Raw genomic sequence first — 21307 nt, 5'->3', positions numbered from 1 at the left:
TCAAGGGCACAAGCAAACGGTGGCCCGACGAAATCTACGTCATAACGACAGGAATGATTAAAGTTTCTTGACCGGCACCTCCATTTCGCTGTAACTTGGTATTCGACATATTCTTTCAACAATGAGACATGCTGAATTTTGTGAGATGCTTACCTCACAAACATGTTCTGGAACATCCGGAAATTTAAGTTAAATGGACAATAGAGAAGGTCTGAAGACATTCGCCGACCTTGGATTGAACCGACGAATCCTCGATGTATTGGATCGAATTGGTTACCAGAATCCGACACCAATCCAGGCTGCATTCATTCCAGTCGCAATCTCAGGTCAAGACTGCATCGGACAAGCGAGAACCGGTACCGGTAAAACCGCATCGTTTGTATTGCCGATTCTTCAAGGAATCGATCCCCTTGCCACAACCGTTCAGGCAATCATCCTGTGCCCGACTCGCGAGTTGAGCGAGCAGGTCGATGTCGAGCTGAAACGAGTGTCAGCCGGTTCGAATCTCGAATCGGTACTGGCGGTTGGTGGGCGTCCACTTGGCCCCCAAATTCGCGCGTTACAACGGTGTGCACAAGTTGTCGTTGGGACTCCCGGTCGAGTGATCGACCTCCTGCAACGAAAAGCACTTTCACTCAAGGATGTTCGTTTCGTCGTCCTCGATGAAGCGGACCGCATGCTCGATATTGGATTCCGTAAGGATATCGAGCGAATTTTGTCTGGCAGCAATCCTGACCGACAGACAATGCTGTTGTCAGCAACTCTCGAGGAACCTGTTGAGCGTCTTGCACAACGCTTCATGAAGTCGCCTCAGCGCATTGACCTGTCAGAAGACGCAGTTGTCGTCGAGACAATCGAGCAATTCTATTGCACCGTTGAAGAGCACAAGAAATTCGACCTGCTGGTGCGTGTATTACTCAATGAGCGCCCATCGCAGGTTGTCGTTTTCTGTCGCACGAAACGACGCGCCCATCAGCTTTACGAACGACTGTCCAAGGTGCTGCCGCAGGTTACGGCGATCCACGGAGATCTTCAGCAGCGTCAGCGAGACAAAGTGATCAAGGGTCTCCGGGAAGGAAAATCCCGACTGGTACTCGCGACTGATATCGTGGGACGCGGCATCGATATCAGCGGGATCTCGCATATCGTCAATTACGATATCCCACAGAGTTCCGACGATTACATTCATCGGGTTGGCCGAACCGGCCGCATCTCGAGCAATTCCGAGGGACGTGCGTTTACCTTTGTCACTCCTCAGCAGGGCGAAGAACTCACACGAATTGAGATGCGGATCAACACGCTTCTCCATGAGTATCGAGTCGATGAGTTCCACGCTTTTCAGACGAAATCCCGCGAGAGTGTGGAAGAGCTGACTCCAGTATTCGAAACAAAACCTGTCGAAGACGCCGCGTGGGACGAAATCTTTGCCGAACTGTGAGATAGGATTGCAAAAGCAGAAACGTCTGGACAACACGAAACCACGCCAACTCAATGGGCATTGAGGTGAAAGATGTCGCAAGACGCCATTGGGCGCCCAATGGAGATACTGTTGGTTGAAGACAGCCTCGTCGCTGCCAGATTGACAATGGGTGCACTTGCAAAAAGTGGAATTGAACACCGTCTCACATGGATGAACAATGGGCAGGAAGCTCAAACCTTCCTGAAGCAGTCTGGAAAGTACTCAAGGGCACCGGTTCCGGATTTGGTACTGCTCGATCTGCTTCTTCCAGAAATTGATGGCCGCATCCTCCTTCGCGAGATGCGGAAATCGTCTCATCTCAAGCAGTGTCCAGCCATCATCATGACCGGAACTGCAGGAGACCAGGACATCGCCGAATTCGAATCGCTCGATGTGCAGGGGTATTTACGAAAACCAATCGACCTGACAGAATTTCTGAGAATCGTGGAAGAGCTGAAGGGTTACTGGAAATCCGGGATGATTGTGAAACGAAAGTGACCTTCAATTCGAGAGAAGACGACAGGAGTTTGAACCTCTTTCGAACCATATAGTCTGAGTTGATTTTCACTGCCGCGAATTCAGGACCACGCGAAGCATCAACGAACTTGGGACCGTCGTTCACGAACGCCCTGATGAGAACTAGACAACTCGAGCAGACAGGATGACGCTACGAAACAATTGAGCTGCAAGCCAATCTGAACAGAAGTCGGGCACACTTTAAAGTATTATGACTGCCGCAAAGTAACCGTCGAGCTGCCAGGCCATCGCTCCGAATGAGTTAGTTAACCAACGGGCTCATTCAGAGTTTTGTCCTTTCGGTAAGAGGTTGCTCAGCAGTTCTTGACTGAAACGAGTTCGTGTTTTCATTGGCTCTTTTCAGGAGAACTCCGTTACGAGATTTACCCGATGCGTCTTCGGCAGGCTCGGGGAATAATTCGGATCCACCCGCAACCGCATAGTTATGACCTCAATTCTCGACGATGAATTTCTCGAGCCACTCTCCATGGCCGAGAGCATTCTGAAATACACCTTCCAAGACAAATCCCTCCTTCAAACGTGCTTCACTCACGCATCCGCAGCGCGAAGTCGACTTGAGTCGAACGAACGTCTGGAGTTTCTCGGAGACGCCATTCTCGGAGCGGTGGTGTGTGAAATGCTCTACGAACAGTTCCCGGACAGTTCGGAAGGAGAACTCACCCGAATCAAATCTGTCGTCGTCAGTCGCTCGACATGCGCCCGCATTATCAGCAAGCTGAAGCTGCAGGGATTTCTAGTCCTTGGCAAGGGCATTTCCGCTCATTCGCAGGTGCCCACCAGCATTCTGTCGACCGCCTTCGAAGCGATTATCGGAGGGGTCTATCTGGATGGCGGTTACGACGCTGCCAGAGATTATATTCGATGGATTATTGCTGAAGATGTCGCCAGTGCTGCGGAATCAGCGATCGGTGTGAACTACAAGAGTTTGTTTCAACAGCGAACACAGCGACTGTTTAGCGAAACGCCTCTTTACACGGTTCTCGATGAACGTGGCCCAGATCACGCAAAATGTTTTCTGGTGAGTGCTGTCGTTGGCGAAAAAAGCTATTCCCCAGCGTGGGGGCAAAGCAAAAAAATCGCAGAGCAACGAGCCGCTCACAATGCCCTCAGCGAATTGGACGGAACTCCACTTCCGCATTCAGATTTGATGTAGGAGCCAACTGACGTATTACGGCGATGTGCCCCGCGAGTTCCTGCTGGCCAGAGACACAAGGAATCTGCCTCGATTTCACGCTCTCTGGTTTTCGCGTTCTCTTCATGAAGACCCGCACCAGCGAAAACCTCGGTTTTTACGTGAGCGACAACTTTACGAAGACGAACGCAGAGCGGACCATTTACGCGGCTTGGACGTCGTCAGACTCGTTCCTCTCCCGTCTCGCTTCTACTCATATAGCCCTTCCGCTTTGATATCGGCGTCGAAAGTGACGTGTCAGTCCAGGTGAATTCGCTTAAGGAGCAGGGGGCTGATTTGCTTCAAGCTCCCCCACGATTCAGAAATCAGCAGTTGCATTCCTTGACACACAAAAGATATATACAGAAAGACTGTCGATAAAATACAGTAAAATCATGAAGTGCCGCCACAGACCTTGGGGTAGGTATGTCGACTCCAGAACCAGTTCCGACCGACCATCTTCAAAGCGCATACCGCTACTTAAAGGCTGGCGACTTCCCGCAAGCTGCCAACTATTTTCGACAGGTCATTCAGGCCAATGAGTTCAGCATCGACGGCCACGAAGGACTCGGTGCGATTGCATTTGAGCAACGTGATTTCGCGAAGGCCATCGAACACTTCCGATTCGTGACTCGAATCGATCCCAAACGGGTATCCGCGCTAATCAATCTCGGAGCAGCCTATCATCAGAAGGGAGATTACCAGAACGCGGTGAAGACGCTGCGACTGGCTCTCGTGCGAGACCGGAATTCAGCTCAGGCCTATTTTAATCTCGGGATCGCCGAGAAGCACCTTCGCCATTTTCCGTTAGCTCTCTGTGCATTCACCCAGGCCATTCGAATCGCCCCTCAGATGGTCGAAGCCCATATCATGCAGGGGCAGACTTACATCGACCTTCTTCAACCCAAACAAGCGATTTCACATTTTGAAACCGCGTTGAAAATCCGGCCGGAATCCAGGCGTGCAAGAGAAGGACTCCAACTGGCTCAATCACAGATCGGTGAAGCCAAGAGTGCAGCGAGTCCGTTTGGGCGCCTTGTCGATGAACAAACGCTTGTGACGAAAGCGAATTCATATCAGCCGGTCGTCTCGGCCTTGACCGCCAATCAGCGGCATGAAGATCGTCAGGCGATCGTCAAACTCGCTGCTCAGGCAGTTATCGACGCGAACGAACTGCTTCAGCTTCTCCGAAACGAATTGGAACCGAATCTCCACTCACTCTCGCGAATCACGCTGGAAGGAGATCGCCGCTCTTGGGGAATCCCATTTCAAACGTTTCAAGGCTTGAAACAGAAATTACGTGATCTTAGTGAAGCCGCCGGGAAGAGCTTCCAGGCAATCGGCAATCACGAGCAGGAAGTCCGAAACCTGCAAAAACACAGCTGACGTCCAATCCCTTGAAGGTCGGCGTATCCAGAGTGGACGCGAGAACGACTGGAAAAATCAGCGTCCATCAGTGCCACGCCCCTGAGTCAGGGGCCTATTTTGCGGAAGACGTAAACTTCAAGCTGGTGACCAGATCTTTGTCTTGATCTTTCAATTGCTCCATGAGATCAGGCTCAACAGAGAAGACGAACGACGCCTGACGTCCGCCTGCGTCGGCCACGAGATAGTAGATCCAGTTCATCGGAATGTCCGTACGACCTGAGTTACTCTTGAGTACCACGTTCCCGCTGGCGACAACACGATGGATCTGCCGCCCATCGTTGGTGGCGATCTTTTCCCGGGAAATAATGTCGGAAAACCGCTCTCCCAGCGACTGCTCGATATCGGCCTCAAATTTTTCGATCGGCGTGATCATCCCATCCGTGACCGGGGGGACGGGAGAGATGTTGCACTGGGCAATCAAACTCCCCATTTCGACGAGCCGAAGAATTGCGACTGGCGCCGCCGCATCGTAGACAGCTTGAAACAGATGCCAGTTTCTTCCATGTCGCATGGTCATCCCCCACGGACCAGCAACGTATTCCAATGCGAGCGACTCTGGAGTTGCTTCCAACGGGATCGATTCGAGGAAAGCATCTGTCAGCCGGCCAACATTGTCGACGGGCTTTCTCCCCAGAACGGTGGTCACTTGCATGTCGAGTCCGGGATTCACTGCCCCCACGTCAGAGGTGACGGTATAGACTGTCTTCGCTTGAGACAAATACTGTTGCTCAAGATTGAACAGGAACACACCGACGACCGCCACAGAGGTGTTCGTTCCCAAACGCTGCCCTTTGATTTTTCCCTGAAACGTCACTTTGGCCATGGTCGGTGTCGCCTGCTCCAGTCGACACTTCAGTTCAGAGGTTTCGACCGCTTCAACTCCGGTCAGCATCTGAATCACCCAATCAGCGGGAGTCCATTCGTCTGCAGGGCGAACTTCAGTCAGTGGAAGCATTGCAAGCAACGCCAGCGGATCACCTGGAATTTCCAGTAAATCGAGCGTCTCATGAGTCATCGGACCATCGGGACAGTAGCTGACGAGCCCTTCTCTCATCCCGCTCGCCACGATCAACTGGCGACTCTGAGGGAGTTCTGTTTTCGTTTCGAATCCAGACACCGCCGTTTTGAGACTGGCAGCGACGAACTCTCTGGCTTCACGAAGAGCCATGGCGTCCCGGCCGCCAGCAGGAAGTCGGCGACTTAAAAAATCAAATTGGACTTCAGCCTTGAGGTCGAGATCTTGTTTGACGCCAGCCCCCGTCGCGGCCAGCACTTTACCGGTCGTCGTAATCTGAGACTGAGTCGAAAACGCCCGTTTTTCTAGCGGAGATTCCGCCATCCGAACAGGGCCGTCAGCCAGAGATGGTGTCGCAGAAGAGATGACAAACAAGATCGTCATCGCACCGAGCATCCACGCACGACGGTTCATGATCGAGCTGAATGCATCGCGAAACCGAGGTGAAGATTCTCCAGCCATTAATTCCTCCATGACAACTCCGAATCAATCCTTGACCGGAAGATCTGACGTTCAATGCCGCAATTCGATCCTGAAGATTTCAAACAATCAGAGATTCTAAATCGAACTCACGAACGCCACTAGAGCATTTCCCACACAGTAAATTTCCAGTCCAATCAACCCTCGACCGAGTGAGACAGCGTGCAAAGCTTACGATTTCCTGTCATTTTTCAATTTGGGCAATGATTTTGATCCATTGGTTTCTTCATCACGTTGGCTGATTAAAAGCAGGTGTCTAGCGAATTTCAGTAAAAGATTGAATTCACACCGCCCCTCTGATTGAATTGAAACTGAGATCAAAACAGTCCGCTGAAAGAGGCCAACCGAAATGGTTTACATCTTTTTCTATTCAGCTGTGATCGGTGGTACGTTCATGACGTGCCAGTTACTCGCCACGGTCCTCGGCCTCGGTTCGGACGGAAGCGAATTTGAAATTGCCGATGATCTTCCCGAAGTCGGCGACGTCACCGATCAGATGCATTCGCTGAGTGATGATCTGCATCACTCCAATTCTTTGTTTGGAATCATCTCTTTCAGAACCCTCGTCGCTGCGTTGACCTTCTTCGGGTTGATCGGAATGGTCACAAATCGCTCAGGGTTTTCTCTCCCAGAGCAACTCCTGTCCGCGTGTGCAGCCGGAGTTGGTGCAATGTTCCTTGTCCATTGGATCATGAAAAAGATGCATCAATTGGGACAATCCGGAACATTGCGACTATCTAATGCAATCGGCAAAGTTGGGACCGTCAACCTGACGATACCTGCCGATCAGAGAGGGCTCGGTAAGGTTCTAATGGAAATCCAAGGTCGTTTTGAAGAATTCTCAGCAACAACATCTCAATCCAAAACATTGTCCACTGGATTGAAAGTCCGTGTCGTAGGGTTGCAGCGAGGAAATGTACTCGAAGTCGAAGTCTTTCCTTGCGACTAAAAGGACTGGCCGAGCAATTGGCCAGGCCAATCGATCCCAAAGCATCTTCTTGATTTCGCTACGCACTTCTAAATCTTCTCACTCAACGTCACGGAGAACGACTGATGATCCTGGCCCAAGATCTACCCTTTGATCTGAGTAGTCCCGCGTTTTGGGGCACGGTCACTGTAATTGCGATCGTGGCGATGGCCTTTATGACAATCGTCCTATTGGCCAGACAATATCGACGTTGCCCAAGCAACAAAGTCCTGGTGATTTATGGACGTACTGGAAAAGGGAAGGCGTCAACCACCATCCACGGTGGAGCAGCGTTCGTGATCCCTCTGATTCAGGATTACAAATACCTGAGTCTGGCTCCAATTCAAATTGAAATTCCTCTTCGCGGGGCGCTGTCGATCGAGAATATTCGTGTCAACGTTCCCAGCGTTTTCACAGTGGCGATCAGCACTGAACCATCGGTTATGCAACAGGCTGCCATCCGATTGCTCGACTTGAGCGTCGATCAGATTCGCAAGCAGGCAGAAGAAATCATCTTCGGTATTTTGCGTCAAGTCATCGCAGGAATGGGGATTGAAGAGATCAACCGCGATCGCGATAAGTTCCTGCAGCAGATTCAGATTCATCTCGAATCAGAGTTGAATAAGATCGGCTTGCAGCTCATCAACGTCAATATCACAGACATCACAGACGAATCCGGATACATTGACGCGATTGGTCAAAAAGCGGCCTCTGAAGCGATTCAGAAAGCGAGAGGAGACGTCGCTGATAACGTCCGAATGGGGGAAATCCGTGTCGCCGGAGCAGATCGTGACAAAGCGATCCAGGTCGCAAGTGCGACACGTGACCGTTCGATTGGAACACGTGAAGCAGAACGAGATCAGGCCGTTCGCGTCGCGGAACTTGAGAAAGAGCAGAACATCGGTCAGCAGGCTGCACTGTTCGAGCTGGAGTCTAAAGTCAAGGACGCCGAACGAGAGAAACGTGTTCGAGTGGCCGAAGCGGATGCTCTCGCGGTCGCTGGTGAAAAAGAAGCGGAACGAGAGCGCCGTGTGAAAGTGGCTGAAGCGGATGCTGTTGCCATCACGGGCGAAAACGCATCTCAGGCGAAAATCGCTGCGTCTCAGGCAGAACTGGCAGTGAAACGGGCCGAAGCCTTTCAATTGGGTGAAAGCCGTAAGAAGGAAGCCGAAGCTGCGGTTCTGGAGATTCAAAATCGCGCGATGGCAAAAGCTGCTCTGGCAGAAGCGGAGCGTGTTGAGGCTGAACAGCGTGCGAGACTCGAAGCACCTGCCAAAGCTCAGAAATCGAAAATCATGGTCGATGCGGAGGCGGAAGCAGAACGACTGCGGATCAATGCCAAAGCAGAAGCGGATGCCATCTACGCCAAGCTCGAAGCGGAAGCTCGCGGTCAGTACGAGATTCTCGCCAAGAAGGGAGAGGGTCTAAAGATGATCGTTGACGCGTGCGGCGGTTCAAACGCAGCGTTCCAAATGATGATGCTCGAACACCTTGACCATCTGGCAGACGCATCGTCCCGAGCAATCTCGAACATTAAGTTTGATAAGATCGTCGTCTGGGAAAATGGCGGAAAAGATGGACGCAATAATACCGCGGACTTTATTCAAGGAATGGCACGTTCACTCCCTCCAATGATGAATGTGATGAAGGATATCGGCGGGATCGAACTCCCTGAATCCCTGATTCGCTTTTCGAACCCGGACAGTCATCTACTGGAACAAAACGGACCCGCTGTCACAGAAGTCATCCCTCCTGTCGCCGGTCCTTCGAATCCTGTTGACGACCACGAAACCGATCCTAAGGCTTGATACGCACTGCGAGCACAGCAAAGAACCTGCGCAGCACATCTCGTGGCTGAATGAATGTAAATGAAGAGAGGAGTGATCTATTAAATCACTCCTCTCTCAACATTCACTGCACGACGTGCTGCGTTTCCGTTTTTCCGCGTCCCCGGAAAAGGTTTCGGACTTTCTTCAGGACTGACGTGCCGGGGGGCAGGGTTCGGGGCATTTTGCAGGCCAACCTACCTACTTCCGGCCTCCTTAGTCCTCCGAAGGATCGTTTTCCTTTTCAGACTCATCAAGCAAATCGTCCTCGTTTGGATCGGGTACAGAGCGGTTGCTCGATCGCCCCTCTTCCGTTGCGAGAGCATCTCGCCAGAGGCGAGCCTGAGTGAAGAAGTCTTCGCGTGTCACATAAATCGGTTGCACATCCAGATCTGCTTCCATCCCAGGACGTCCCCCCTCTTCGGAATGGGAAGCAGCGAAGACTTCCCGCTCAAGGGTCCGGAGCCAATCAGGAACATCAACACCTGATCCCCAAGAGTCTTCGAGATATTCATCGACTTCTTCACCAAGCACAGCGAAGGCATCCGACTCGTTCTGCTTTCCGAGTTTCGCGTCAGCCACAGCGTGTTTGACCAGCGCCACCATGCGGTTCACCGCGAGTGGTTTAACGAATCTTTCTTTCAGATGATCTGCGATTGTTGGCATCCGCATTCCATAGCGCCGCTGCAAGCGGTGCAGATCGGCCAAATGACGATCTGCCAACTCAGAGGTCTGGATTTCAAATGCTGCTTCACGGAGTTCTGCAGCCTCCATCAAACCTTCACGAACCAACACCTCATGGACGATGACCTGAGGAGTGAGATTCCACGCGTCCCGATCGTATTGAGCTTCCAGACGCAGGAAATCGAGCAGGCTGAAAATCATTTGCCCGTAATCTGACTGAGTAGTCGTCGTGTTGTATTCGAGGAATCGATCGAAACGATCGACGATGATGGAGTAAACAGTCTCCAAGCACCATTCGGCGTCATCACGATCAATCGCACCGGAGTCCAGATCATCCAACAGCTTGATTGGCTTGAGTGGATCCTGTTCTTCCTCGAGATAGTCCAGGAACCAGTCGACCCCATTGTGCAGGATGGCACGGACGTTACCGAGTGTCAGCTGGCTGGCATGGAACAGATCGTTTCCATATTTCCCAATGAACTCACTGATTTCATCCCATTCCACATGTTTTCGTACACCGTCCACAGCGGATATTCGCATCGTGCGACTATGTTCAAGCCAGATCCATTGATACGGATCGATCACCTGCCCAAGTGCATCGATTAACTCTTCGGTATCAAGTTCACCGGGTTCCCATCTTCGAGCACTGGCAATCAACGCTTCGAGAGTGCTGCGCAGGGCAATCGCGAACAGTCGATCGAACTCAGTAATCGCCTGTCCTTTGGGGCGATATTTTCTTTCCATACGAAACGCTGTCAGCAGGACATGCCAGGTCTCGCGGAACATCCCCAACCTGGGAAGTTCTCGCAGCAAAAATCGAATGACGGATTGAAGCGCCTGCGTCGACAGAATCAGGTTGGGATTGCCACCGTTTTCCAATGGAACGTAGAGCAGGGGATTACGCGACAGTCGATTGAGAAGTCGGGGCAACATGTCCCGAATCATTCCCACGTCTCGCTGCACAACTCCGCGGTATAAGAGCGCCAATTGGCGATCATCTTCCGGGCCCCGAAAAACCTCAACCGCTTCCGGAATGATTCCGTTCAGCAACCGTTCCGCATTTCTCAGACAGATGAGCGTTCCGATGATCTGATGAAGCAGGAACCATTTCACTTGCAACTGGATGTCGTACTCAACATTGGAATCATGATCCCCCGAAGATTCGGAGATTTCGTGGTCCCAGACCGACTCCGTGAGCTCGGCAAGATCGATCTGCCACCTTTGGGCCTGACGATGCCAATTGATAATGGAGTCGACGGCTCTGGAGTCTGTAGTCCAGTCGTTCATTCCCTTATGCAGATCATTGGCGACTCGCGCGGCAGCCATTTGCCACATCTGTCCGACTGCATTCAGGAACTTCAAGCGAGGTTCGAGTTCGCGATTGATCGACTCGAATTCTGTGTTGCTATAAGGGCTATCACCATCTGCAGTGTCCCCCCAATTTCCATCTTCCGCGCTGTCGCGAAACACCATGCCGTCATAAGCAGCCCCAAAAACGTCGTCGTCGTCGCTGGAGGATTCATCGCCGAGTCCATCGACCGACTGTCCGAATTCCAGTCCTTCTGTGTTTGGCGGAGAAGATGCGACACTCGCATCCCCCAGGCGCGGAACGCTCCACCACTCTTCCGCGTTCGCTTCGAGGAAATCGAACATTCTGCGAAACGAACTGAGTGGTGCGTTTTCGGAATCGGTCGCTTCGTTGGTTCCAACAAGTTTAATCCAGCGAATCAGCAGCGAGAAAATGGAATGCTGCGGGCATTCAATGCCGATCTCATCCAGCTGACTCAGCCAGTGCATCAACAGTCCCATCGCAGCGATATGGTCTTTACGCTGCAACAGCGCATCAACGACAAGAGCGTACGACTGCGCTGACTGGAATTTGTCGATATGGTTTCTCCAGAAGGAGATATCCCCGGCAGCCTCTCCAGCACCTCGCCATTCAACGAGTACATTCGAAACGTGAGTCGCCGACTCCCAGCTATCTTGACCTGAGACATCGGGGAGATCGTCAATAACGTCACTACCGTAACGGTCCCACCACTCCGCGAGAGCCTGATGTTGCACGGAGATTTCTTCTCGCAGGGCAGACAACCCTTGCGCAGCCGATTCGCTGAGACACCTCGAATAGACATTGAAGATCTCTTCCATCAATGCCATGAGGGTTTCGACGCGATTATCGGGGATCGCATCCTCTCTCGAAGAAAAGAGCGGGAACTGGCCCTGAAATCCAAGGATGTTCCAAGGATCGACCAACGCACCGCAATTCACCCCTCTTCGCAGAATATCCGGCAAGAGACGAAGTTGCTGGAATGCCGTTGCGACTTCGCCGAGGTCCAGATGTTGGCGGGCAACCGACAGAATACATTCAATCTCCGTCTCCATGCGGATCGACGCAGATGGAATGGACATCGCCTGCCGCTTACTCGCTTCCGGATACCCCATTACAGCGTACAGATGTGCCAATTCGCGATGTTGAACCTGTCGCGCCCCGTAGCCTGCCAGTCGCATATTCAAATATTGACGAACATGCCCGAATGGCTGCTGGGTTTTCCGCTCCTCTTTTTGAAGACGTTCCAGTCGATCCCCCGTGACATTCTGCATCACGCGAGCGTAAAAATCATCCCGACGACGAGCGACGATGGGGAGCAGGGAGGTCAGCGAAATCGTCGAGTCATGTGTCGATGGACCAGAACCGCTTACGGAACTGGCCATCAGCATCGTTCCGCAAAGCGCAGCGGCGGCATCGAACAGTCGCTCTGCCCGCGAAGTACGCGACTTTTTGTCGTCAATCCAATCCTGAAGTGACTCCAGAATGATCTCACGAATCACGAACCGCTCGTAGAAACCTTTTGGGCTGATCCGATGAGGGTCCCATTCACCAAAGAGATAGTTCGTCCGTTTATTAACCGGGTGCAAGTGATCGTAGGCACGTTGGTCAAAAGCGAGTTCCTGAAGACGACTCAGTTCAAAATGAGCATCAGCAAGGATGTCTTGTGGAGCTTGTTCGAAGAACAGGAACGTCTGCTCGATGAGATCGTGATACTTCCCTGAAGCGACGCCAGCTCCCTGAAAGTAAATGGGAATCGGGCGAAGTTTTTCGTGGGAATAAAGTTCCATCCGACGTCCATTTTCGAGGACAGCGATTGGACGATACCCAACATAGTCGTTCAGATGCTGGAGTGCGCCGCCGATCACGAGGTCCGGTTCATCCCAGTTACCTCCTTGTGCCAACACCGCTTCCAAAATGACTGCATAGAAATACGGGTGGTCGAAGTCCGATTCCTTGAGATGAAACAAGAGGTCGGAGTGAAATTCCCGGTACGCGTCGAAGAGTCGACCAAAGCCGATCTCGATAACAGCTTTTGCCTGTCGTGAGTCCCTGAACGCGGGTTGCGTCAAACTGAGCGAAGCGAGAGTCTCTTCAAAGATCTGACGCAGCCGAATTCTACGATTTTCCGTCTCTGGGATACATTGCCAGAGAAGGCTGACATTGCGCAAAAATCGCGGCTCTGGGTTTCCGTTTGAAAAATTCAGATATCCCAACACTTCCCGAACTGCATCCTGATGCACTGAGGGGAGAGACCAGTCGTGATTTGACTTCTTCCTTGGGGACATTCGTTCTCACTTCAAACCGCCCATTTCTAGTCCGAAAGGGCATACTTGCAGCTAAGCAGCCATTCACAATCACGCGAAAATGCGTTCTTCGGTATTGTGGCGAACCCACCGCAATTCTGTAAGGGAAGACACCTTGTAACTCTGATATCATGTTTCCGAGGATTGTCCATGTGAGTCGACAAAATCTTATCGAAGCAAGTCGAACCCGGCATAATTGCCAAAAATCGACTGCAAGTTCTGCAAAATTTCATCCCTTGATTGCTTCCTCTTCGGGGAAAGTTCCCTCGCAAAAATGGCTCGCTGCAACGGCGTTCATTGACAACGGATTTGCGACCGCGAGTCACCTCACTGCCTCCTGTTTATTGCGACTATTTCGAATTCCCACGCGGTGAACCGTCTTTTCCTGCAAGCAACTCATGCAGTGCCTCTGCCACGCGTCTCGGCTGCCAACCTTTAAGGCACTGGCCCGAGAGTTGCTATGTGATCAGTGAACAAAGGTTTCGTGTTTGCCAACGATCAACTCAAGACAAGCCGCAGGCACCTTCGAACTTGAGTGCATTTTTTGAACGCCCGGGAAATCATCAAATGTTGCGACTCTCAATCAATCTTTCGCAATTTAGCCGCGTATTCGTTGCAGACGCCCAAGTCATGTTGATTTACAGATTCAAATTGTCCTGTCTGACCCAATCTGACCCGTCGAAAAAGATGACCGAGATTTTTCCTTCTTCCGCCGCGTCCTGAAACTGGTGCTAGAGTTACAAAAATCACGTCGTCCTTTCAAAAAGTCCTCGTCGGTATCGCTGGCAGGTTAGAGTGAAGAAATTCGGAGCCGCACATGGGCAACATTAAAGGCCGAAGTCGTAACACGTATCGCGATGGTGTCTCAACCAAAGGATCAAGCAGTTTCCTTGGCCTGACAGATGCTGAACTCGAAGAGCACATGAATGTGTCTCGATACGGCAGCTTCCAATTAACGGATGCAGTTCGACCTGCATTCGATCTGACTGTCGTCCCGAGTGCGGGATGGCGTCGAGACATCTACCGTGACAAAGAGACTTCGATCGACGTTCCAGTCATCGTCGCATCTCAAACACGACATAAACTGTTCGACCTGTTCATTGATCTGCTCGAACCTCTGGGTGATGTGGTGGACGTGGTCCTCGAAACCAGTCATCGCAACAAAGATGGAGAGCACCAGGACCTCTATCGGGAACAGATCGATCTGCCAATTCTGAAGAGTTTATTACTGGACTATGAGAACAGCATCCTGAATGATGGTTGTATGGGAATTGCCGTCCTCAACCCACGAGTTCCGATGGAAGTTCAGTTCGATGAACACAAACTCCTGATCATGTACGGACACGATCTCGAGCCGTTCGAAGAGATTCTGCAGGCGAACAAGCTTTGGCAGAGCGAGACACTGAAGTTCATCACGGAAGCGGAGCATATCCATTCGTCAACTGACGAAATGGAAGAGTCAATCGACTCACTCCGCTATCGACTCGGGCTTGACGACGAGTAATTCGCAGTCGTATCGATGAAGGGAAGTCACTGACGATTTCTCGGGAGCATGTTCAGAGACAGGAGAGTTCACCTACGAACTCTCCTGATGATTGAAGTGAAAGTCGATTCATGAAACGCTGCAACACTGACAACTTTCCACTCTGGTCAGCTTGCGCTCGTGGAATGATTTTGACAGCGCTCATCGCGAATGTTGCCTTTGCTCAAAACCTCTGGACCAGCACCGCGACTAGTAGCGGAAAGCATCCTATCCAAGTTGCCAGGTTCGGCAGCGGCCCCAATTACGTATTGTTCGTCGGCTCACTGACAGGCAACGATCCTGAAAGTCTGGAACTGATGGACGCTGCCTGCCGAATTGCAAGCACCGTCCCTCCACCAGAGGGAGTGACGCTGCTCTTCATCCGCACGCTGAACCCGGATGGTGCCGCAGAGCACATCTACACGAACGCTCGGGGAGTCGATCTCAATCGCAATTTCCCGTCACGCTATTTCACCCTGAATCCGACTCGTGTGACGGGACCTGCACCTGCCAGCGAAGTGGAAACGCAGTACATGCTGCGCGTGCTCGAAGAATATAAACCGAAGCGAATTGTTCACGTTCGTCAAGGGGTCAGCGACCTGCCGCTTGTCCGTGTTAATGACCTCTGGAACGCTGCGGGTGGAAATAACGGACTTCCCGAACAGGTGAGGCAAACGCACTTCGAAACATTCAAGAGTGGGTCACTCGAAGAGTTTGCACATTCCCATCTACAGGCAGCAGTCGCGACATTGACTGTTCCTGCAAAAGGTTCCAAGCCACTGCATCCCAATGATCTCTTGCGATTCGCGACATTGAATCTCGCGCCTGTATCGATCACTCCTGAAACTGTCGCCAAACCGGTCGTCCCACAACAGGCAGTGCCCGCTTCGGCTGAACCCCTGACGTCGAAAACTCCTGAGGTCGAGGTTCTCCCCAAATCCTCATCGGACAAAGTGGATTTTCTTCCAAAGCCAGCCGAGTTCCAGAAGTCGTCGACACCCACACGAATCCCGTCAGAGACCGGCAGCAGCGGGTCGAGCGGTAACGGAGCAGGGAATCGCTATTTCGAACTCGCTCCTCCTGCACGTAAATAGCGTTCAGACGTCGGGGAATCTTTCGTTGGGCGTTACCCGCCGACACTGCGGCTATTCTGCTGAATGACTCCGCCAGTGAGTGAACAGCCCCTCTCGCCGTGCTTAACGGCTTTGACTGCTGAACGATGTTAATCCAGTTGTTCCGACGCATTACGATTCCTGCAATATTGGCGCACCCTTGCAGTGATACGGGACGAATTCACGTAGACCGCATTTTCAGATAATCCCAGATCTTTCCCGACGAGATGGGCAGGCTCCTGTCGGACGCTATGCCGTAAAAAGCATTGCCAGGTTTTCTCCTGAAATTCTGCGCGTACCTGAACCAGTGCAGACTTCAGGATGGCCCGTCGAGTATCATTCTCGACCTCAACCACTGACATTGAGGGTGTCAACTGGTGGGCAATGTTCTCTAACAATCTTCGCTGCCTTCGCTGATGCCGATGGATGTCAATCGCCTTGTTCACCGCCACGCGATAGATCCACGCTTCTATGAATCCTCGCCTGGGTTGGCAGACCGTGGCAATCGAGTGCAATAACGCCGTCAACACTGTTTGAACATAGTCTTTAAGCTCCTGCGGACTGATTCCGCGCTTGCGACCGATACCAACGATCATCGGACGACAATCTGCAACGAAGTCGCCCCAATGACCGACCTCGTTTCTTAGATCGACAAACGACTTCTTCATGCAACGAGGAGAATTCATAGATCGCTGAACCTTTAAGCAATAGCAGGCATTTCAATCGCCTTGAGAACGACTCGTGAGAATGTCTCGAGCGGGATGCGAGACTGATTGAGCATCAGGATCGGTTCATTCACCTGAACAATCTGTCAATGCATCAAAACAATACATCGAAACAATGCCACATAAACAGATTGGCAAATAGCAAACTTTGAAGTATTAACACGCATTAGATGTAGACGATTTGAATCATCGTCATTGCGTAAAAAATACCGGCAATCGCGCATTAATCATTTCAACTTGCATTGGCATCGAAGAGTTCACAGCATTCGAAGCGCGCATAGCCAATTTCATCAGGAGTGACTCTGAAGAGGTCTCGAAGGGGCTCTTCAGAATGACTCGCCTGATGTGACCGTGCACAATCAACTCTTCGCCAGAAGCGTGCAAATCAGATAAGAGCGACGGCGAGATCAGTCCCGGTAGGGCTGTGTGTCCAGCCAGTTATCCCCGAATTTTGCGTCGACTTCGATCGGGACGTCCAATTTCAATGCATTCGACATCTCGTGCCTCGCTAGGCGAATGAGTTCCCCAACATTCTCGCCCGGAGTTTCGAAGACGAGTTCGTCATGAATCTGAAGCAGCATGCGGGCGGGAAACGCACCGCCCTTTAACTTGGCATGCACATTGATCATCGCCTGCTTGATCAAATCGGCAGCTGATCCCTGAATAACAGCATTGACCGCTGTTCTTTCTGGCAGATTCAGATTGCCGAACACACGAGGGCGAATCCCTTGGATTTCACGTCGGCGTCCAAGAATCGTTTTCGCGTAGCCTGTTCTTCGGCACTCACTTAACGTCGTCTGCACAAACGAATCGACCGCCGAGTATTTCGCAAAGTAGTCATCAATGAACTGTGCAGCTTCGGCCTGTGGAATTCCGAGTGTCGCAGAGAGACCGTACGAGGTCTGGCCGTAAATGACACCGAAGTTTACCGCTTTCGCTACGCTTCGCTGTTCGCGAGAAACTTCTGCAACCGGAACTCCATAAACCTGCGCCGCCACTGAAGCGTGAATGTCTTCTCCTTTTCGGAACGACTCCAGCATCGCTGGATCCTGGCAATAATGTGCCAGCATGCGCAGTTCGATCTGCGAATAATCGAGGCAGACAAGTTTCCATTCAGGACGTGATGCCACGAAGGCTCGCCGAATCAACCGACCTTCTTCCGTGCGAACGGGGATATTCTGTAGGTTCGGATCGCTGGAACTGAGTCTCCCGGTTGCTGCTGTCACCTGACTGAAAGATGTGTGCACACTATTCGTCTGTGGATGAACAAGTTGCGGGAGTGTCTGCAAATAGGTTCCATTGAGCTTCGTCAACATGCGGTGCTCAATGAGCAATTTTGGCAGCGGATGAATCTCAGCGAGTTTCTCCAGAACTTCCTGATCCGTGCTGGGACCTGTTTTTGTCCGCTTCTGAACAGGGAGCTTCAGATCTTCAAAGAGCACTTTACCAAGTTGCTTTGGCGAATCGATATTGAACGTTGAGCCAGCGAGTTGATGGATTTCGTTCATCAGCGATTGCAGACGTAGCGTTGCCGCTGCACTCTGCCGCTTGAGCTCATCGACGTTGATCCGAACGCCATTCCACTCCATATCGACCAGAACGGAAATCAGCGGCCGTTCGAGTTCCCAGAACAGCTTCGAAAGTCCCTCTTCCTCGAGCTTACCCTCGATGATTGTCGCAAGTTGCAACGCGACATCCGCATCTTCCGTCGCATATTCAGCAGCACGGTCGACTTCAACCTCGAACATCTTTAGCTGCTTTTTCCCTTTGCCGATCAGATCACTAATCGGAATCATCTCGTGAAAAAGATACTTCTTCGAAAGTTCATCCATGCCGTGGCTTCGTGCACCGGCATCCAAAAGATAGTCGCCGATCATCGGATCCATTCCGACATTGGCAATTTCAATTCCAACTCGCCGCAACACGAGCCAGTCGTATTTGATGTTCTGATTCGTAATTGTCTTGGCAGGATCTTCGAGAATTGGCTTCATCGCGTCCTGCACCAATTGCGGATCGAGAACCGAAGTCCCTGCCGGTCCGTTGACCGCCAGGTAATAGGCTTCCCCCGGCTTCCACGACACGGCCCATCCGACGATATCCGCGTGCAACGGATCCTTGCTGGTCGTTTCAAGGTCGACGCAAATGGTCGATTGCTGTTGAAGGTCCTGCGTGAATTTCTCGAATTGGGCGAGAGTCTCAATTTTGGACCACTTGCGACTTTCGAAATTCGGAACGACGATTTCGGACTTCTTCGGCGCGGCCATGATCACGTCTGCCTGCACATCTGCTGCATAACGACGAAATCCGAAGTCAGTAAAGAGTTCGTAAAGCTTCTGAGAGTTGCGGGGCTTCAGGCGGTACGACTCCCAGTTCAGATCCAAAGGGAGATCCGTTCTCAGTCGAACCAACTCACGGCTCATGAGTGCCTGATCTTTGAAGTTCTTCAGGTTCTCGATCACTTTTTTTCCGGGAGCTTGATCAGCGTTCGCGAGGACGTTTTCAAGTGTTCCGAATTTTTCAATCAGCGTGCGCGCTGTCTTCGGTCCAATCCCCGGCACACCAGGGACGTTATCGACACTGTCTCCGACGAGTGACTGGAAATCGACAACCTGATTGGGCGCGATCCCCCATTCCTCCATCAGGTGTTGTTCGTCCATAAACTGCTTCTTGCGAATATGGTAGACCTTCACACGGGGTTCGATGAGCTGGCGAAGATCTTTGTCGCTGCTGACGATTCGCACATTCAGCCCGGACTTCGCAGCTTCGGTCGCCATCGTGGCAATGACGTCATCAGCTTCCCAACCGGAACAGGAAACAACGGGAATATTGTAACCATCCAGTACATCCAGAATGAGTGGAATCTGGGGACGTAAATCGTCCGGCATGCCACTTCGATTTGCTTTGTAATCGGAGTAAATCGCCAGTCGTTCTCCAGGATCGGCCGACTCCATCGCGAAGATCAGATGCGAAGGCTTCTTGTCGCGAAGCAGATGTTCGATATCGCCAACAATTCCATAAACGGCATTTGTCGGCTGGCCGCGAGTCCCCGTCATGGGCTGTCGAATCGCGTGATACACCTGAAAGACGAGCGAGAACGTATCAACGATATAGAGAGTATCAGACATGCTGAGGCAATACGCTGGAGAATTGAATTGCAGAGCTTGAGAGACTTGCACCTTGCTGGTTGATTTATAGCCGACGCCGGCCAGCATTGTTATGTCAGCAAGCTGAATCTCCGGGAGGAGTTGCATTTCGTTGAGCGCAACCTGAACGGAAACGATTGATGCGAATCGAGTTCGCCATTTCTCGCACAATCACCCCCATGAGAGACTTGCATGCTGCGCTTTCTGAAAGACCAGATTGCTACCCTTCAGCTTCGTGCGAAATATCAGCGCATGGTTCACGAACGCCTGTTGGAACTGGCCGAATCCAATCGGAACTATGGCGACACTGAGGAGCCCGGCAATTGGCAGATTGCGGGGCCAACGAAAAACGTGTCGACAGACATTGGCCGCAGCACGATCCTCGAGCGTTCTCGCAAATTGGCTCGCGAGAATCCTTACGCATGCAACATGCTGCGCCTTCTGGAATCGTATGTCACCGGACCGGGCTTGAAACTTCATCATGAAGTCGATGAATATCGCCTCGAAGAACCTGAAGCGAAAGCGTTGGTCAAACAGGCTGACAAGCTTTGGGAAGAATTTCTTCGCGTGAATGCCCGCCATTACTCATTCCGGGAGCATGCACGACGGACATGGAGAGATGGTGAATGCTTCATTCAAAAATTCTCATCCGAAAGCTGGCCCCCCACATTGCGATTCATTGACCCTGAATTCATTGCTTCAGACTCAGCCCATCCGAATTCTCAAGGGATTCTGACAGCGCCGGGAGATGAGGAAGTCCCCGTGGCCTACCTGAAAACTCATCCCTCTCATCCAGCGTCGTTCGCTAGAATTCCGGCTGAAACGATCTTACAGACAAGGATCAATGCGGATTCCAACGAAAAACGCGGAGTATCTATCTTCGCTCCAGTCCTGGACTCTTTGGACGACTACGCGAAGTGGATGCAAACCGAAATGATGGCTCGCAAACTTCAATCATCGATCGTCCTCTGGAGGAAGGTTCAAGGATCAGCGCAGATGGTGGACTCTCCCGCCAGTCAAGCATCCCAGTACTCCGGGCCAGGAAGAGAAGGGAAGCGAGAGCGCTTTGCACCGGGGACAATTGTGACCACCAACCATGGAACTGATATCCAGTTTCTGCAGCCGAATACGAATTTTGGCGACGCCGTTCCGCTTGGCCGCATGCTCCTGCTGAGTGTTGCAGCGGGAGCCGGAATGCCGGAGTTCATGCTCACAGCAGATGCTTCGAATGCCAATTTCGCTTCAACCATGGTCGCAGAGGCCCCCGCAGTCAAATACTTCCAAAGCGAGCAGGGGTTCTTTTCAAACGAATTCTCTCAGCTCTGGCGATGGGTAATGAACGATGCGATCACAGAGGGGCTTCTTCCAGAGGACTTCTTCGACCATGTCGATGTGCGTTGGACCTTTCCACAGCTGATCAACCGAGATCGGGCGCAAGAACGACTTGCAGATGTGCACCTGATCGAATCGGGAGTGCTCTCCCGATCAGAAGTGGCCCGACGCGATGGAGTCGACCCCGAAACGATGCGATCCGAACGCCGCATGGAATCGACATCCGATTTCATTGTTCCCCCGTCCGAGGCAAGAACATGACCCATCAGGTGA

At 51.8% G+C, this 21307-nt stretch carries 13 protein-coding genes; 9 read left to right on the top strand and 4 right to left on the bottom strand.

The annotated features are described in order from the left end of the window. The first annotated feature begins 193 nt into the window (after positions 1-193). From SH668x_RS11295 to SH668x_RS11280, 4 genes are all read left to right on the top strand, one after another. Entirely contained in the window at positions 194-1438 is a 1245-nt protein-coding gene (locus SH668x_RS11295; protein WP_437185162.1) for a DEAD/DEAH box helicase, read from the top strand. A 72-nt stretch (positions 1439-1510) separates the two neighbouring features. After that, positions 1511-1957 (top strand): response regulator, encoded by a 447-nt coding sequence (locus SH668x_RS11290; RefSeq protein WP_437185161.1) that lies wholly within the window; start codon positions 1511-1513, stop codon positions 1955-1957. A gap of 463 nt (positions 1958-2420) precedes the next feature. Beyond that, a complete protein-coding gene (gene rnc / locus SH668x_RS11285; protein WP_437185160.1) occupies positions 2421-3149 on the top strand; it encodes a ribonuclease III in 729 nt (242 codons plus the stop codon). 444 nt (positions 3150-3593) lie between these two features. Then, positions 3594-4553 (top strand): tetratricopeptide repeat protein, encoded by a 960-nt coding sequence (locus SH668x_RS11280; RefSeq protein ID WP_437185159.1) that lies wholly within the window; start codon positions 3594-3596, stop codon positions 4551-4553. Between the two features lie 94 nt (positions 4554-4647). Here SH668x_RS11280 and SH668x_RS11275 read toward each other — a convergent pair whose 3' ends face one another. After that, on the bottom strand, positions 4648-6072 hold the full coding sequence (locus SH668x_RS11275) for a hypothetical protein (RefSeq protein WP_437185158.1): 1425 nt from the start codon (positions 6070-6072) through the stop codon (positions 4648-4650). Between the two features lie 367 nt (positions 6073-6439). Between SH668x_RS11275 and SH668x_RS11270 the strand changes: the two genes are divergently transcribed. Then, positions 6440-7039, top strand: coding sequence for a hypothetical protein (locus tag SH668x_RS11270; protein WP_437185157.1), 600 nt, complete (start codon positions 6440-6442; stop codon positions 7037-7039). A gap of 104 nt (positions 7040-7143) precedes the next feature. Next, entirely contained in the window at positions 7144-8865 is a 1722-nt protein-coding gene (locus SH668x_RS11265; RefSeq protein WP_437185156.1) for a flotillin family protein, read from the top strand. Positions 8866-9099: 234 nt separating this feature from the next. Here the strand turns inward: SH668x_RS11265 and SH668x_RS11260 are convergent, their stop codons facing one another. After that, on the bottom strand, positions 9100-13182 hold the full coding sequence (locus tag SH668x_RS11260; RefSeq protein ID WP_437185155.1) for a hypothetical protein: 4083 nt from the start codon (positions 13180-13182) through the stop codon (positions 9100-9102). 835 nt (positions 13183-14017) lie between these two features. Between SH668x_RS11260 and SH668x_RS11255 the strand changes: the two genes are divergently transcribed. Further along, on the top strand, positions 14018-14704 hold the full coding sequence (locus SH668x_RS11255; protein WP_437185154.1) for a hypothetical protein: 687 nt from the start codon (positions 14018-14020) through the stop codon (positions 14702-14704). A 110-nt stretch (positions 14705-14814) separates the two neighbouring features. Then, a complete protein-coding gene (locus tag SH668x_RS11250; protein WP_437185153.1) occupies positions 14815-15816 on the top strand; it encodes a M14 family zinc carboxypeptidase in 1002 nt (333 codons plus the stop codon). A gap of 128 nt (positions 15817-15944) precedes the next feature. Here SH668x_RS11250 and SH668x_RS11245 read toward each other — a convergent pair whose 3' ends face one another. Together SH668x_RS11245 and polA are read right to left on the bottom strand one after the other, a co-directional pair. Further along, on the bottom strand, positions 15945-16520 hold the full coding sequence (locus tag SH668x_RS11245) for a sigma-70 family RNA polymerase sigma factor (protein WP_437185152.1): 576 nt from the start codon (positions 16518-16520) through the stop codon (positions 15945-15947). A 446-nt stretch (positions 16521-16966) separates the two neighbouring features. Continuing rightward, positions 16967-19810 carry a DNA polymerase I gene (gene polA / locus SH668x_RS11240; RefSeq protein ID WP_437185151.1) on the bottom strand — a complete coding sequence of 948 codons (2844 nt, stop codon included), beginning with the start codon at positions 19808-19810 and terminating at the stop codon, positions 16967-16969. Positions 19811-19894: 84 nt separating this feature from the next. Between polA and SH668x_RS11235 the strand changes: the two genes are divergently transcribed. After that, on the top strand, positions 19895-21295 hold the full coding sequence (locus SH668x_RS11235; protein ID WP_437185150.1) for a phage portal protein: 1401 nt from the start codon (positions 19895-19897) through the stop codon (positions 21293-21295). The last annotated feature ends 12 nt before the right edge of the window (positions 21296-21307 follow it).

It is taken from the genome of Planctomicrobium mucosum, from assembly GCF_051466335.1.
Taxonomy (GTDB): Bacteria; Planctomycetota; Planctomycetia; order Planctomycetales; family Planctomycetaceae; genus Planctomicrobium.
The sequence above is the reverse complement of the archived record's forward strand: the minus strand, read 5'-3'. Positions and strand labels throughout refer to the sequence as shown.

What these genes read in the sequence shown, in the direction of transcription:
- rnc (WP_437185160.1), top strand. Translation starts at nt 2,421, where the DNA reads ATGACCTCAATTCTCGACGATGAATTTCTCGAGCCACTCTCCATGGCC.
- SH668x_RS11255 (WP_437185154.1), top strand. Translation starts at nt 14,018, where the DNA reads ATGGGCAACATTAAAGGCCGAAGTCGTAACACGTATCGCGATGGTGTC.
- polA (WP_437185151.1), bottom strand. Translation starts at nt 19,810, where the DNA reads ATGCAACTCCTCCCGGAGATTCAGCTTGCTGACATAACAATGCTGGCC.
- SH668x_RS11245 (WP_437185152.1), bottom strand. Translation starts at nt 16,520, where the DNA reads ATGAATTCTCCTCGTTGCATGAAGAAGTCGTTTGTCGATCTAAGAAAC.
- SH668x_RS11295 (WP_437185162.1), top strand. Translation starts at nt 194, where the DNA reads ATGGACAATAGAGAAGGTCTGAAGACATTCGCCGACCTTGGATTGAAC.
- SH668x_RS11270 (WP_437185157.1), top strand. Translation starts at nt 6,440, where the DNA reads ATGGTTTACATCTTTTTCTATTCAGCTGTGATCGGTGGTACGTTCATG.
- SH668x_RS11290 (WP_437185161.1), top strand. Translation starts at nt 1,511, where the DNA reads ATGTCGCAAGACGCCATTGGGCGCCCAATGGAGATACTGTTGGTTGAA.
- SH668x_RS11250 (WP_437185153.1), top strand. Translation starts at nt 14,815, where the DNA reads ATGAAACGCTGCAACACTGACAACTTTCCACTCTGGTCAGCTTGCGCT.
- SH668x_RS11280 (WP_437185159.1), top strand. Translation starts at nt 3,594, where the DNA reads ATGTCGACTCCAGAACCAGTTCCGACCGACCATCTTCAAAGCGCATAC.
- SH668x_RS11260 (WP_437185155.1), bottom strand. Translation starts at nt 13,182, where the DNA reads ATGTCCCCAAGGAAGAAGTCAAATCACGACTGGTCTCTCCCCTCAGTG.
- SH668x_RS11265 (WP_437185156.1), top strand. Translation starts at nt 7,144, where the DNA reads ATGATCCTGGCCCAAGATCTACCCTTTGATCTGAGTAGTCCCGCGTTT.
- SH668x_RS11235 (WP_437185150.1), top strand. Translation starts at nt 19,895, where the DNA reads ATGCTGCGCTTTCTGAAAGACCAGATTGCTACCCTTCAGCTTCGTGCG.
- SH668x_RS11275 (WP_437185158.1), bottom strand. Translation starts at nt 6,072, where the DNA reads ATGGCTGGAGAATCTTCACCTCGGTTTCGCGATGCATTCAGCTCGATC.